The 12,334-nt window shown below is 53.6% G+C and carries 12 protein-coding genes and 1 pseudogene; 12 read left to right on the top strand and 1 reads right to left on the bottom strand.

Annotated features, from left to right (window positions below):
- Nucleotides 1–79 precede the first annotated feature (79 nt).
- Complete coding sequence (gene pspF, locus ACOTYB_RS09570; protein ID WP_409248835.1) at nt 80–1,072, bottom strand: phage shock protein operon transcriptional activator; 993 nt, start codon at nt 1,070–1,072, stop codon at nt 80–82.
- A gap of 151 nt (nt 1,073–1,223) precedes the next feature.
- On the opposite strand from pspF, the gene pspA reads away from it, so the two are divergent.
- The 12 genes and pseudogenes from pspA (at nt 1,224) to pgmB (ending at nt 12,321) form a co-directional block, all read left to right on the top strand.
- A complete protein-coding gene (gene pspA, locus ACOTYB_RS09565; protein WP_045343263.1) occupies nt 1,224–1,892 on the top strand; it encodes a phage shock protein PspA in 669 nt (222 codons plus the stop codon).
- Nucleotides 1,893–1,941: 49 nt separating this feature from the next.
- On the top strand, nt 1,942–2,166 hold the full coding sequence (gene pspB / locus ACOTYB_RS09560; protein ID WP_003856853.1) for an envelope stress response membrane protein PspB: 225 nt from the start codon (nt 1,942–1,944) through the stop codon (nt 2,164–2,166).
- Nucleotides 2,166–2,525, top strand: coding sequence for an envelope stress response membrane protein PspC (pspC, locus tag ACOTYB_RS09555; RefSeq protein WP_003856855.1), 360 nt, complete (start codon nt 2,166–2,168; stop codon nt 2,523–2,525). The genes pspB and pspC overlap by 1 nt, the downstream gene beginning before the upstream one ends.
- Nucleotides 2,526–2,537: 12 nt before the next feature.
- Nucleotides 2,538–2,762, top strand: a complete 225-nt coding sequence (gene pspD, locus ACOTYB_RS09550) for a phage shock protein PspD (protein ID WP_003856857.1) — start codon at nt 2,538–2,540, stop codon at nt 2,760–2,762.
- A gap of 195 nt (nt 2,763–2,957) precedes the next feature.
- The gene (locus ACOTYB_RS09545) at nt 2,958–4,655 is read left to right on the top strand and encodes a sugar phosphorylase (RefSeq protein WP_220153100.1); all 1,698 of its coding nucleotides are present in this window, start codon (nt 2,958–2,960) and stop codon (nt 4,653–4,655) included.
- Between the two features lie 13 nt (nt 4,656–4,668).
- Entirely contained in the window at nt 4,669–5,961 is a 1,293-nt protein-coding gene (locus ACOTYB_RS09540) for an ABC transporter substrate-binding protein (RefSeq protein ID WP_017693335.1), read from the top strand.
- Nucleotides 5,962–5,982: 21 nt separating this feature from the next.
- Nucleotides 5,983–6,864 carry a carbohydrate ABC transporter permease gene (locus tag ACOTYB_RS09535; RefSeq protein ID WP_003856862.1) on the top strand — a complete coding sequence of 294 codons (882 nt, stop codon included), beginning with the start codon at nt 5,983–5,985 and terminating at the stop codon, nt 6,862–6,864.
- Nucleotides 6,851–7,693 (top strand): carbohydrate ABC transporter permease, encoded by an 843-nt coding sequence (locus ACOTYB_RS09530; protein ID WP_015570402.1) that lies wholly within the window; start codon nt 6,851–6,853, stop codon nt 7,691–7,693. The genes ACOTYB_RS09535 and ACOTYB_RS09530 overlap by 14 nt, the downstream gene beginning before the upstream one ends.
- Nucleotides 7,694–7,721: 28 nt before the next feature.
- Nucleotides 7,722–8,774: a zinc-dependent alcohol dehydrogenase gene (locus ACOTYB_RS09525; protein ID WP_409248834.1), complete on the top strand. Its 1,053-nt coding sequence runs from the start codon at nt 7,722–7,724 to the stop codon at nt 8,772–8,774.
- Nucleotides 8,775–8,790: 16 nt separating this feature from the next.
- The gene (locus ACOTYB_RS09520) at nt 8,791–9,579 is read left to right on the top strand and encodes a sugar phosphate isomerase/epimerase family protein (protein WP_003856868.1); all 789 of its coding nucleotides are present in this window, start codon (nt 8,791–8,793) and stop codon (nt 9,577–9,579) included.
- A gap of 50 nt (nt 9,580–9,629) precedes the next feature.
- A pseudogene (locus tag ACOTYB_RS09515) lies at nt 9,630–11,666 on the top strand (Gfo/Idh/MocA family oxidoreductase); the annotation flags it as partial.
- Nucleotides 11,656–12,321 (top strand): beta-phosphoglucomutase, encoded by a 666-nt coding sequence (gene pgmB / locus ACOTYB_RS09510; RefSeq protein WP_045343269.1) that lies wholly within the window; start codon nt 11,656–11,658, stop codon nt 12,319–12,321. The pseudogene ACOTYB_RS09515 and the gene pgmB, both read left to right, overlap by 11 nt.
- Nucleotides 12,322–12,334 lie beyond the last annotated feature (13 nt).

Raw genomic sequence — 12,334 nt, 5'->3', positions numbered from 1 at the left:
GGTTTTTAGATTCGATCTGCAAAGTGTATCGCACTTACGCCTGCTTCGTAAAAATGTCTGGGGGTAAGTGCTGATAATGTCAGCGCATTTGATGTTTTTTGAGCAATGCCCTTAACTGATGGTAGGTCAGGCCCAGCAGTTCAGCCGCCCGTTTCTGATTATATTTCGCCTCTTTCAGGCTCTGCTCGAGCAAGTTTTGTTCCTGCTGATGCTGGAACTGGCGTAAATCGAGCGGCAACGCCGGATCCTGCTGGCGCGTCGCCGGAACCGGGGGCTGTTTATCCTCGCGACGAAACGGATCGAGAATAATGTTGTCCAGTTCGGTTTCGCTGCTGCCATGCCGGTAAACGGACCGTTCCACCACGTTTTTCAGTTCACGAATATTGCCCGGCCAGTGGTAACCGAGCAGGATCTCAGTGGCCTGTTTGCTAAAGCCCGGAAAGAGCGGCAGGCCCAGTTCCCGACACATCTGAATGGCAAACTGATCGGCCAGCAGCATGATATCGCTGCGCCGCTCCCGCAGCGGCGGCAGCTGAACGACATCGAAAGCCAGTCTGTCCAGCAGGTCGGCGCGGAATTTGTCCTCTGCCACCATCGCGGGCAGATCGGCGTTAGTGGCGCACACCAGGCGAACGTTGACCTGGAGCGGCTGACTACCGCCAACGCGTTCCAGTTCGCCATACTCAATGACGCGCAGCAGCTTTTCCTGCACCAGCATCGGCGCGGTCGCCAGCTCGTCGAGAAAAAGCGTTCCGCCATCGGCGCGCTCAAAGCGTCCGGGATGGCGTTTTTGTGCGCCGGTAAAGGCGCCAGCTTCATGACCAAACAGCTCGGTGTCGAGCAGATTTTCATTCAACGCCGCGCAGTTAAGGGAAATAAAAGGGCCGTCCCAGCGGCCAGACAGAAAGTGCAGGCGGTTAGCGATAAGTTCTTTACCCGTTCCGCGCTCACCGATAATCAGCACCGGTTTATTCAGCGGCGCGAGGCGCGAAACCTGTTCAAGCACTTCCAGGAAGCTGTTGGCTTCGCCAAGCAAATTATCCTTATAGTCAGCCATGATGAAATTAACCACTCCTTAGTGATATTCACCAGGTGAGAATAGCCGCTGGATGGATAAATATCAATCACATTGAGTAAAATCAATAAGATAAAAAGTTGGCATGGGATTTGTATTATCTGTTCAGCAGGGCATCGCCCGATAACAGAACTATGAGGATTGAATTATGGGTATTTTTTCTCGTTTTGCCGACATCGTGAACGCCAACATCAACTCGCTGCTGGAGAAAGCGGAAGATCCGCAGAAGCTGGTGCGCCTGATGATTCAGGAGATGGAAGACACGCTGGTTGAAGTACGCTCCACCTCCGCCCGCGCGCTGGCAGAGAAAAAGCAGTTAACACGTCGTATCGAGCAGGCGACTGCCCAGCTTAACGACTGGCAGGAAAAAGCGGAACTGGCGCTGCGTAAAGATAAAGAAGATCTGGCCCGCGCTGCGCTGATTGAGAAGCAGAAGCTGACCGACATGGTTGCCACGCTGGAACATGAAGTGACGCTGGTGGATGATACTCTGACGCGTATGAAGAAAGAGATTGGTGAGCTTGAAAACAAACTCAGCGAAACCCGTGCACGTCAACAGGCGCTGGCGCTGCGCCACCAGGCTGCAAGCTCGTCCCGCGACGTGCGTCGCCAGCTGGACAGCGGCAAACTGGATGAAGCAATGGCGCGTTTCGAATCGTTTGAACGTCGTATCGACCACATGGAAGCGGAAGCCGAAAGCCACAGCATCGGTAAGCAGAAAACCCTGGATCAGCAGTTTGCTGACCTGAAGGCCGATGATGAAATTAGCGAGCAACTGGCTGCGCTGAAAGCCAAAATGAAACAAGACAACCAATAATAATTCCTGCGGCACCTGAGCGTGCCGCATCGTTAGACAAGGAGTACACATGAGCGCGCTTTTTCTGGCTATACCCCTGACCATTTTCGTGCTGTTTGTTCTGCCCATATGGTTATGGCTGCACTACAGCAACCGCTCTTCACGCGGTGAGCTGTCGCAGAGTGAACAACAGCGGCTGGCGCAGCTCTCTGCCGAGGCAAATAAAATGCGCGAACGTATTCAGGCGCTGGAAGCCATCCTGGACGCGGAACACCCAAACTGGAGGGAACGGTAATGGCTGGACTGAATCTGAATAAAAAACTGTGGCGGATCCCACAGCAGGGCATGGTTCGGGGCGTTTGCGCCGGGCTGGCGCACTATCTGGATGTCCCGGTAAAACTGGTGCGTGTGGTCACCGTATTGTCGATTTTCTTCGGTCTGGCCTTTATTACACTGGTGGCATACATCATTCTGTCGTTTGTACTCGATCCTATGCCGGAAGGTGAGCTGAATGCTGAGAACACGCCAACCAGCAGCGATCTCCTGAACGCGGTGGATGAACAGCTGAGCGCAGGGGAGAAGCGATTGCGCGAGATGGAACGTTATGTCACCTCCGATACCTTTACGCTGAGAAGTCGTTTTCGTCAGCTTTAAGAGAGAACTTACATGAAACAAAACTGGCAACAGGCCGGTCAGAAGGTAAAACCCGGCCTGAAAATCGCAGGTAAACTGGTTCTGATGACGGCGTTACGTTATGGCCCGGCCGGTGTGGCGGGTTGGGCGATCAAGTCTGTTGCCCGCAAGCCGGTCAGAATGATGCTGGCGGTCGCTCTGGAGCCGCTGTTACAGAAACTGGCAAAACGCGTTTCCCGGCGCTACTTGTCACGCTAGATCCTCCCGCATAAGCCCTTTCTCCCCCAGAGAAGGGGCATGACTTTCCTTTCTGCGTTTCTTCTGCTTTTCTGCTTTCTTTGCGGCAGCTCACAATAATGCGTTGCGCTGCGCTGAGAATGCTGCTTTCTGCCCCCGGGTCCGTTGACAGTTATTTTTCATGGGAGTAGATTGCCACTCCGTGGGACCGCTACCATGGAAAATAATGTGAACGCAAAAATTAAAAAACTCATCAATCATATCTACGGTGAATCATTTTCAGATGCACACCTTAACGTGTTATTAACTAAGCTTGAAAAAGCGGCGACTAATATTACGGAAAAGCGTAAGTCAGGCTGGGATGAAAAAGACGTTGTGCTGATTACCTATGCCGATCAGTTCTCCACAAAAGGGGAGCAAGCGTTGCCGGTATTTACCCGGTTCTATAATGAATGGCTTTCTCGTACATTTTCCCATGTCCATCTGTTACCTTTTTATCCGTGGTCTTCGGATGATGGATTTTCCGTTATTGATTATCACGAGGTTGCTCCTGAAACAGGAACCTGGCGAGATGTCGCGGAATTAAAACATTCAGCCAGCTTAATGTTTGACTTCGTTTGCAATCATATGTCAGCGAAAAGCGAATGGTTTGCTAATTATCTTACGCAGAAGCCGGGCTACGAAGATTTCTTTATTTCTGTCGACCCCGAAACCGATTTATCCGCGGTGACGCGTCCACGCGCATTACCGCTGCTGACGCCGTTCACGCTTCATGATGGCAGCGTTCGTCATCTGTGGACCACATTCAGCGATGACCAGATCGATCTCAATTTCGCCTCGCCGCAGGTGCTGATTGCCATGGTTGACGTTCTGCTCCATTACCTCATGGAAGGGGCGCGTTATATCCGTCTGGATGCGGTCGGGTTTATGTGGAAGATCCCGGGAACCACCTGTATCCATCTGGAACAAACCCATTGCCTTATCCAGCTGTTCCGCGCCATTACGGACGCTGTGGCGCCTGGAACGGTGATCATCACTGAGACAAATGTTCCCCACAAAGACAATGTCTCTTACTTCGGTGATGGTGAAAATGAAGCCCAGATGGTCTATCAGTTTTCCTTACCTCCGCTGGTGCTGCATGCTGTTCATCGTCAGGATGTTAAAGCCCTATGCCAGTGGGCGGGGTCACTGGCGCTGCCTTCAACTCATACCACCTGGTTTAATTTCCTGGCCTCGCATGATGGTATCGGTTTGAACCCGTTACGCGGCATCCTTCCGGAATCAGAGATCCTCTCGCTGGTTGAAAAGCTTCAGCAGGAAGGCGCGCTGGTCAACTGGAAAAATAATCCTGACGGTACGCGAAGCCCCTATGAAATTAATGTCACCTATCTTGATGCGTTGAGTTTGCGAGACAGCTCAGATGATGAGCGCATTGCGCGGTTCATCCTGGCGCATGCTGTGTTGTTAAGTTTTCCTGGCGTACCGGCTGTATATATTCAAAGCATTCTCGGTTCGCGTAACGATTATGAAGGTGTCGAACGTCTTGGATATAACCGCGCAATAAACAGGAAGAAATACACCGCAGGTCAGGTTGATCTGGAACTCAATAATAAGAAGAGTATTCGTTATCAAATTTATTCTCGTTTGAGTGAGCTTATTGCTATTCGTCGCGGCGAGAGTGCGTTCCATCCGGATAGTCAGGCTATTTTTGACGCAATCGGCGAACATGTTCTTAAAATTGTTCGTGTTGCTGAAAATGGCGAGCGAATGACAGCATTATTTAATTTTAGCAATAAAATGCAGACCATTTATGGACTAACGCTCTTTGGTAGGGAATTACTATCAGGACACGATATTAGCGGTACGGAACTGAACCTCAATCCATGGCAGGTAATGTGGATTAAAGAAAACTAAAAAGGACCCTAAAATGAAAATGCCCAAAATTGTGCTGTTATCAGCACTGGTTTCGTGCGCCCTGTTATCAGGCTGTAAGGACGATAAAGCATCTCAGGTCACCATTGAGTTTATGCACTCGTCGGTAGAACAGGAGCGTCAGGCAGTTATTACGAAACTGATCGAAAAATTCGAGAAAGAAAACCCGACTATTACGGTGAAACAGGTACCCGTTGAGGAAGATGCCTATAACACCAAGGTCATTACGTTGGCCCGTACCGGCGCGCTGCCGGAAGTGATTGAAGTCAGCCATGACTACGCCAAAGTCATGGATAAAGAGCAACTGCTGGACCGTGACGCGATCGGCAACGCGATTAAAGCCGTCGGTGAAGATACCTTTTATGACGGCATTTTACGCGTTGTTCGCACTGAAGACGGCAAGGCATGGACGGGGGTGCCGGTTAGCGCCTGGCTGTCCGGCGTCTGGTATCACAAAGATGCGCTCGCGGCAGCAGGAATCGAAGAACCGCACAACTGGGAGCAACTGCTGAAGGCCAGTCAGGCGCTCAACGATCCGGCGAAAAAACATTACGGTATCGCGCTGCCAACCGCAGAAAGCGTCATGACCGAGCAGGCTTTCTCGCAGTTTGCGTTGTCAGGCGGAGCCAACGTCTTTGATGCAAACGGCAACGTGAAAATCGATACCCCTGAAATGTCGAAAGCGCTGGCGTTTTATCGGGCACTGGCCGCGAACACCATGCCGGGCTCGAATGATGTCATGGAGATCAAAGACGCCTTCATGAACGGCTCTGCGCCGATGGCCGTTTACTCCACCTATATCCTGCCCGCGGTCTACAAAGATGGCAATCCGGCCAACCTGGGGTTCGTGGTCCCGACGGAAAAATCATCAGCCGTGTACGGCATGATCACCTCGTTGACGATCACGACAGGCCAGACCGAAGAGGAAACGCAGGCGGCAGAAAAATTTGTGACCTGGATGGAGCAGGCTCAAAACGCGTCTGACTGGGTGATGATGTCCCCTGGTGCGGCGCTGCCGGTGAACAAACTCGTGGTGGGCACTGAGAGCTGGAAAAACAACGACGTGATCAAAGCCTTTGGTCAACTGCCTTACGAGCTGATTGCGCAGTTCCCGAACGTCCAGGTATTTGGCGCCGTAGGCGACAAAAACTTTACCCGCATGGGAGATGTTACCGGGTCCGGCATTATCAGTTCCATGGTGCATAACGTAACGGTGGGACAAAAAGATCTCAATGCGACGTTAAGCAACAGCCAGAAGAAACTGACTGACCTGATCTCACAACGATAGGAGCGCTTTGCGAAGGGAATTATGAAGACGTTGTTTTCTGGTCGTTCAGATATGCCTTTCGCCATGCTGCTGTTGGCCCCCAGCCTGATTTTGCTGGGGGGCCTGGTGGCCTGGCCAATGATTTCCAACATTGAAATCAGTTTTTTACGTTTACCGCTGAACCCGCGTATTGATGCGGTGTTCGTCGGCCTGGATAACTACATTCGCATTCTGGGCGATGCTGCGTTCTGGCACTCCCTGTGGATGACGTTCTGGTATACGGCGCTGGTCGTGCTCGGCAGCACAGGGTTGGGACTGGCCGTAGCGATCTTCTTTAACCGTGAATTCCGCATGCGGAAAACGGCACGTTCACTGGTGATTCTGTCCTACGTGACGCCGTCTATTTCACTGGTATTTGCCTGGAAATACATGTTCAACAACGGCTACGGGATTGTGAACTACCTGGGCGTTGATCTGCTGCATCTCTACGATCAGGCGCCGCTGTGGTTCGATAATCCTGGCAGCAGTTTTGTCCTGGTTGTGCTGTTCGCCATCTGGCGTTACTTCCCGTACGCCTTTATCTCGTTCCTCGCAATTTTGCAGACCATTGATAAATCATTGTACGAAGCGGCAGAGATGGACGGAGCGAATGCCTGGCAGCGTTTTCGTATCGTGACGTTGCCCGCCATCATGCCGGTGCTGGCCACGGTGGTCACGCTGCGAACCATCTGGATGTTCTACATGTTTGCGGATGTGTATCTGCTCACCACCAAGGTCGACATTCTGGGCGTATATCTCTACAAAACCGCCTTTGCGTTCAATGACCTGGGTAAAGCAGCCGCCATTTCCGTTGTGCTGTTTGTGATCATCTTCGCGGTCATTCTGCTGACCAGAAAAAGGGTAAACCTCAATGGCAACAAATAAACGCGTTCTGGGCCGTATCGGTTTTTATCTGGGACTGGCGCTATTCCTGATTATCACGCTGTTTCCGTTTTTTGTGATGTTGATGACGTCATTCAAAAGCGCGAAAGAGGCGATCTCGCTGCACCCGACCATTCTGCCGCAGGAGTGGACGCTACAGCACTACATCGACATCTTTAACCCGCTGATTTTCCCGTTTGTGGATTACTTCCGTAACAGCATGGTGGTGTCGCTGACCTCCTCGGTCATTGCGGTGTTTCTCGGCACGCTGGGCGCGTATGCGTTATCCAAACTGCGCTTTAAAGGGCGTACGACGATCAATGCGAGCTTCTACACCGTCTATATGTTCTCCGGGATCCTGCTGGTGGTGCCGCTGTTCAAAATCATCACCGCGCTCGGCATTTATGACACCGAACTGGCGCTGATCATCACCATGGTGACGCAGACGTTGCCTACCGCGGTCTTTATGCTGCGCAGCTATTTCGACACCATCCCGGACGAAATCGAAGAAGCCGCGATGATGGACGGCCTGAACCGCCTGCAAATCATCTTCCGCATCACCGTGCCGCTGGCGATCTCGGGTCTGGTGTCGGTCTTTGTCTACTGCTTCATGGTGGCGTGGAATGACTATCTGTTCGCCTCCATTTTCCTGTCCAGCGCCAGCAACTTCACGTTGCCGGTGGGGCTGAACACGCTCTTCAGTACGCCAGATTACATCTGGGGTCGCATGATGGCGGCATCGCTGGTAACGGCACTTCCGGTCGTCATTATGTATGCCCTGTCTGAACGTTTCATTAAAAGTGGTTTGACCGCCGGCGGCGTGAAGGGCTGAGGCGGCCGATATTAACAAGGAGTCAGTCATGAAAAAATTAGTTGCGACAGCGCCTCGTGTAGCGGCGCTGGTGGAATACGAAGATCGTCCTGTTGCAGCACATGAGGTGAAGATTCGTGCCCGTTATGGTGCCCCGAAACACGGCACCGAAGTCGTGGATTTCCGCGCGGCAAGCCCGTTCATCGATGAAGAGTTCAACGCTGAGTGGCAGATGTTTACCCCGCGTGAAAAAGGTGCAGCGCGCGGCATCGAATTTGGTAAATTCCAGCTGGGGAACATGATCGTCGGCAACATTATCGAATGTGGTGCGGACGTGACGGAATACCAGATCGGCGACAGCGTCTGCTGCTACGGCCCGTTGCAGGAAACGGTCATCGTAAACGCGGTGAACAACTATAAGCTGCGCAAAATGCCGCAGGGCGCATCCTGGAAAAACGCCGTTTGCTACGATCCGGCGCAGTTCGCCATGAGCGGCGTGCGTGATGCTAACGTCCGCGTAGGGGATTTCGTCGTGGTTGTGGGGCTGGGCGCGATTGGCCAGATTGCGATTCAGCTGGCGAAAAAAGCCGGCGCGTCAGTGGTTATTGGTGTCGATCCTATCGAACATCGCTGTGAGATCGCCCGCCGTCACGGTGCAGACCACTGCCTGAACCCAATCGGTACCGATGTCGGTCTGGAAATTAAGAAACTGACCGGCAAGCAGGGCGCCGATGTGATCATCGAAACCAGCGGATTTGCAGATGCGCTGCAATCTGCGCTGCGCGGTCTCGCCTACGGTGGAACGATCTCCTACGTGGCTTTCGCCAAGCCGTTTGCGGCAGGCTTCAACCTTGGTCGCGAAGCACACTTCAATAACGCCAAAATTGTCTTCTCCCGCGCATGCAGTGAACCCAACCCGGATTATCCGCGCTGGAGCCGCAAGCGTATTGAAGAGACCTGCTGGGAATTGCTGATGAACGGTTATCTCAATTGCGAAGATCTGATCGACCCGGTCGTCACCTTCACCACCAGCCCGGAAAGCTATATGAAGTATGTCGATCAGCACCCGAAACTCAGTATCAAAATGGGCGTCACTTTTTAAGCTAAGGACAGCAATCATGAAAATCGCAACACAAAACCAGGCCTTTTTCCCGACCGCTATCATGGAAAAATTCGAATACATCAAAGCGATGGGATTTGATGGCTACGAAATTGATGGCCGACTGCTGGTGGAAAACCTCGACGAAGTAAAAGCGGCTATCAAAGCCACCGGCCTGCCGGTCACGACGGCCTGTGGCGGATACGATGGCTGGATCGGGGATTTCATTGAAGAACGCCGCCTGAACGGTCTACAGCAGATTGAACGCATTCTGGAAGCGCTGGCAGAAGTGGGCGGAAAAGGGATTATCGTTCCGGCTGCCTGGGGGATGTTTACCTTCCGTCTGCCGCCAATGACTTCGCCACGTAGTCTGGACGGCGATCGCAAAGCGGTCAGCGCTTCCCTGCGCTGGCTGGATGAGGTGGCAGCGCGCACCGGTACTACCGTCTACCTGGAGCCGCTGAACCGCTATCAGGATCATATGATCAACACTCTGGCCGACGCGCGTCGTTATATCGAAGAGAACGGCCTGAAGCACGTGCAGATCATCGGTGATTTCTACCACATGAATATTGAAGAAGACTCCCTGACGGAAGCGCTGCATCAGAACCGCGACCTGCTGGGTCATGTGCACATTGCTGATAATCACCGCTATCAGCCGGGCAGCGGCAGCCTCGATTTCGCCAGCCTGTTCGATCAGCTGCGTGCCGATAATTATCAGGGTTACGTCGTGTACGAGTGCCGGGTGCGTGCCGACGATCCGGCTCAGGCCTATAAGGACTCTCTCACTTACTTGCGTGAATGCTAAGGATGACGAGCGTGATGAGTGCTTCTACACCTTTGCCTCTGCGCGTCGCCATCATTGGCGCCGGGCAGGTTGCAGACAAAGTGCATGCCTCGTATTACGCCACGCGCAGTGATGTTCAAATGGTGGCTGTCATGGACAGCCGCCTTGAGCAGGCACAGGCGTTCGCGGAACGTTATGCTATTCCATCGGCATGGCAGGACGCTCACGAGATGTTGCAGGAAGTAAAACCGGATTTGGTGAGCGTCTGTTCGCCTAACCGGTTCCATTTTGAACATGTGATGGCGGCTCTCGAAGCAGGTTGTCATGTGATGTGTGAAAAGCCGCCGGCGATGACGCCGCACCAGGCGGATGAGATGCGTCTCGCGGCGCGCAAGGCCGGAAAAGTCCTCGCGTACGATTTTCACCATCGCTTTGCGCTGGATACCCAGCTCCTGCGCGATGCGGTAATGAACGGAACGCTCGGTGAAATTTACTTCACCTCCGCGCAGGCGCTGCGTCGTTGCGGTGTGCCGGGGTGGGGCGTTTTCACCAATAAATCGCTCCAGGGCGGCGGGCCGCTGATCGATATCGGCATTCACATGCTGGATGCCGCGATGTATGTGCTGGGTTTCCCGCCCGTGAAGCGGGTAACCGCGCACAGCTTCCAGAGACTGGGGAACCGTAAACACACCGGCCAGTTTGGCGAATGGGATCCTGCGCAGTTTACCGTGGAGGATGCCCTGTTTGGCACGATTGAGTTTTGCAACGGTGGCATTCTGCGTCTGGACACCTCTTTTGCGCTTAATATCCGCGAGCAGTCGATCATGAACGTCTCTTTCTGCGGTGAGAAGGCGGGTGCAACGCTGTTCCCGGCACACATTTATAACGACGAAGCCGGAGTTTTACAGACGCTGACCCAGCGGGAAGAGGCTGACGGTCGCCGACATCTGCGCAGTATGGACGCGTTTGTTCGCCACGTAATGGGCGAGCCGGTCATAGAGGAAGAGACGCCAGAATTCGCAGCCATTAACATCCGCACCGGGGTTCGCCAGAAGGTCGCCTCCGCACTCGCTGAACACCACATCGTGGCTGATATTGCCTGGGCCGTTGTCGCTTACTGGCAGGCAACACACGACGATGCCTTTATGCGCAATGAGGGTCTGACGCTGCTGATGGAAACCGCTTCGTTCTGGATGGGACGCGCGACGGAAATTAATGGTCGTCTTGAGATCCATGACGTGATCGGACCGGATGAATACACCGAGCATGTCAACAACAACGCTTACACCAACTATCTGGCCTGGCACAACGTGACCTGCGCGCGTCAGTTTATGGCGAAATTTGGGCGTGAAGATGCGCGTTTTACGGATATTGCCGGTAAGTTCCTGGCGCGCCTGTGGCTGCCAGAGGCCGACGCAGAGGGTGTGATCCCGCAGGATGATACCTTCATGGCAAAACCTGCCATCGATCTGAGCCGCTATAAAGCCAAAGCGGGTAAGCAAACCATTCTGCTTGATTACTCTCGCGCGGAAGTGAACGAGATGCAGATCCTGAAGCAGGCCGACGTGGTGATGCTTAACTACTTGCTGCCGGAACGGTTTACGCCGCAGCAATGTGCCGCCAATCTGGCGTTCTACGAGCCACGCACGATTCATGATTCATCCCTGAGTAAAGCCATTCACGGCATTGTGCTCGCACGCTGCGGTGACACCGAGGGGGCGTATGCCTTCTGGCGCGATGGGATTGCCATCGACCTGGGGGACGACCCGCACAGCAGTGATGACGGTATTCATGCCGCCGCCACCGGTGCGATCTGGTTGGGCGCCATTCAGGGATTTGCTGGCCTGCACATTAGCGATGGGGAGCTGCATCTTGCGCCGAAGCTGCCTGCTCACTGGCAGAAACTCGCCTTCCCACTGCGGTGGCGGGGCGCAACAATGCACATTACCTGTGAAGATGACCAGTTAACCATTGAAACCACCGCACCTGTCACGTTGACGCTGTGGGGTAAAACGCTGCATGTATCAGGGCGAAAGGTCTGTGAGCGTAAGGACTTTCTTGTACCTGTTAATGGGATCGCTACCACGGAGGGGCGCCATGACGCTTAACGCTGTTGTATTCGATCTGGACGGGGTGATCACCGATACCGCGCATCTTCACTTTCTGGCCTGGCGCGCCGTGGCGGAGGAGATTGGTATCACCTTCGACGAAGTATTTAACGAACAGCTGAAGGGAATAAGCCGTATGGACTCCCTCCAGCGCATTCTGAAACATGGCGGGAAAGAGGGGATGTTCAGTGACGAGCAGCGCCTGGCGCTGGCGACGAAAAAAAACGCGCTTTACGTCCAGTCGCTGGCATCACTGACGCAGGATTCGCTGCTGCCGGGTATTCGCGACGTGCTGGCGGATATTCGCGCCGCGAAGGTCAAAATTGGCCTGGCATCCGTATCGCTTAATGCTCCTGGGATTTTGCACGCGTTGGGTATTCATCAGGCTTTCGATTTTTGCGCCGATGCTTCGCGTATTAGCCGCTCAAAGCCGGACCCGGAAATCTTCCTTGCGGCCTGTAAAGGACTGAACGTGCGTCCTGAAGAGGCCATTGGTATCGAAGATGCCGCCGCAGGGGTAGATGCGATCAACGACGCAGGAATGCTGTCGGTCGGGATTGGGCCTGGCCTGAACCATGCGGGATTACAACTTCATTCAACGCAGGAACTGACCTGGGAACGCCTGACGGCGTTCTGGGCATCCCGGGCGTATTGATAAGGAATTAATA

This window comes from Enterobacter cloacae complex sp. IR5450 (genome assembly GCF_049238665.1).
Classification (GTDB): Bacteria; Pseudomonadota; Gammaproteobacteria; order Enterobacterales; family Enterobacteriaceae; genus Enterobacter; species Enterobacter hormaechei_C.
The sequence above is the reverse complement of the archived record's forward strand: the minus strand, read 5'-3'. Positions and strand labels throughout refer to the sequence as shown.

Coding starts and splice junctions, on each gene's coding strand:
- pspA (WP_045343263.1), top strand. CDS start 1,224: ATGGGTATTTTTTCTCGTTTTGCCGACATCGTGAACGCCAACATCAAC.
- pspB (WP_003856853.1), top strand. CDS start 1,942: ATGAGCGCGCTTTTTCTGGCTATACCCCTGACCATTTTCGTGCTGTTT.
- pspC (WP_003856855.1), top strand. CDS start 2,166: ATGGCTGGACTGAATCTGAATAAAAAACTGTGGCGGATCCCACAGCAG.
- pspD (WP_003856857.1), top strand. CDS start 2,538: ATGAAACAAAACTGGCAACAGGCCGGTCAGAAGGTAAAACCCGGCCTG.
- ACOTYB_RS09545 (WP_220153100.1), top strand. CDS start 2,958: ATGGAAAATAATGTGAACGCAAAAATTAAAAAACTCATCAATCATATC.
- ACOTYB_RS09540 (WP_017693335.1), top strand. CDS start 4,669: ATGAAAATGCCCAAAATTGTGCTGTTATCAGCACTGGTTTCGTGCGCC.
- ACOTYB_RS09535 (WP_003856862.1), top strand. CDS start 5,983: ATGAAGACGTTGTTTTCTGGTCGTTCAGATATGCCTTTCGCCATGCTG.
- ACOTYB_RS09530 (WP_015570402.1), top strand. CDS start 6,851: ATGGCAACAAATAAACGCGTTCTGGGCCGTATCGGTTTTTATCTGGGA.
- ACOTYB_RS09525 (WP_409248834.1), top strand. CDS start 7,722: ATGAAAAAATTAGTTGCGACAGCGCCTCGTGTAGCGGCGCTGGTGGAA.
- ACOTYB_RS09520 (WP_003856868.1), top strand. CDS start 8,791: ATGAAAATCGCAACACAAAACCAGGCCTTTTTCCCGACCGCTATCATG.
- pgmB (WP_045343269.1), top strand. CDS start 11,656: ATGACGCTTAACGCTGTTGTATTCGATCTGGACGGGGTGATCACCGAT.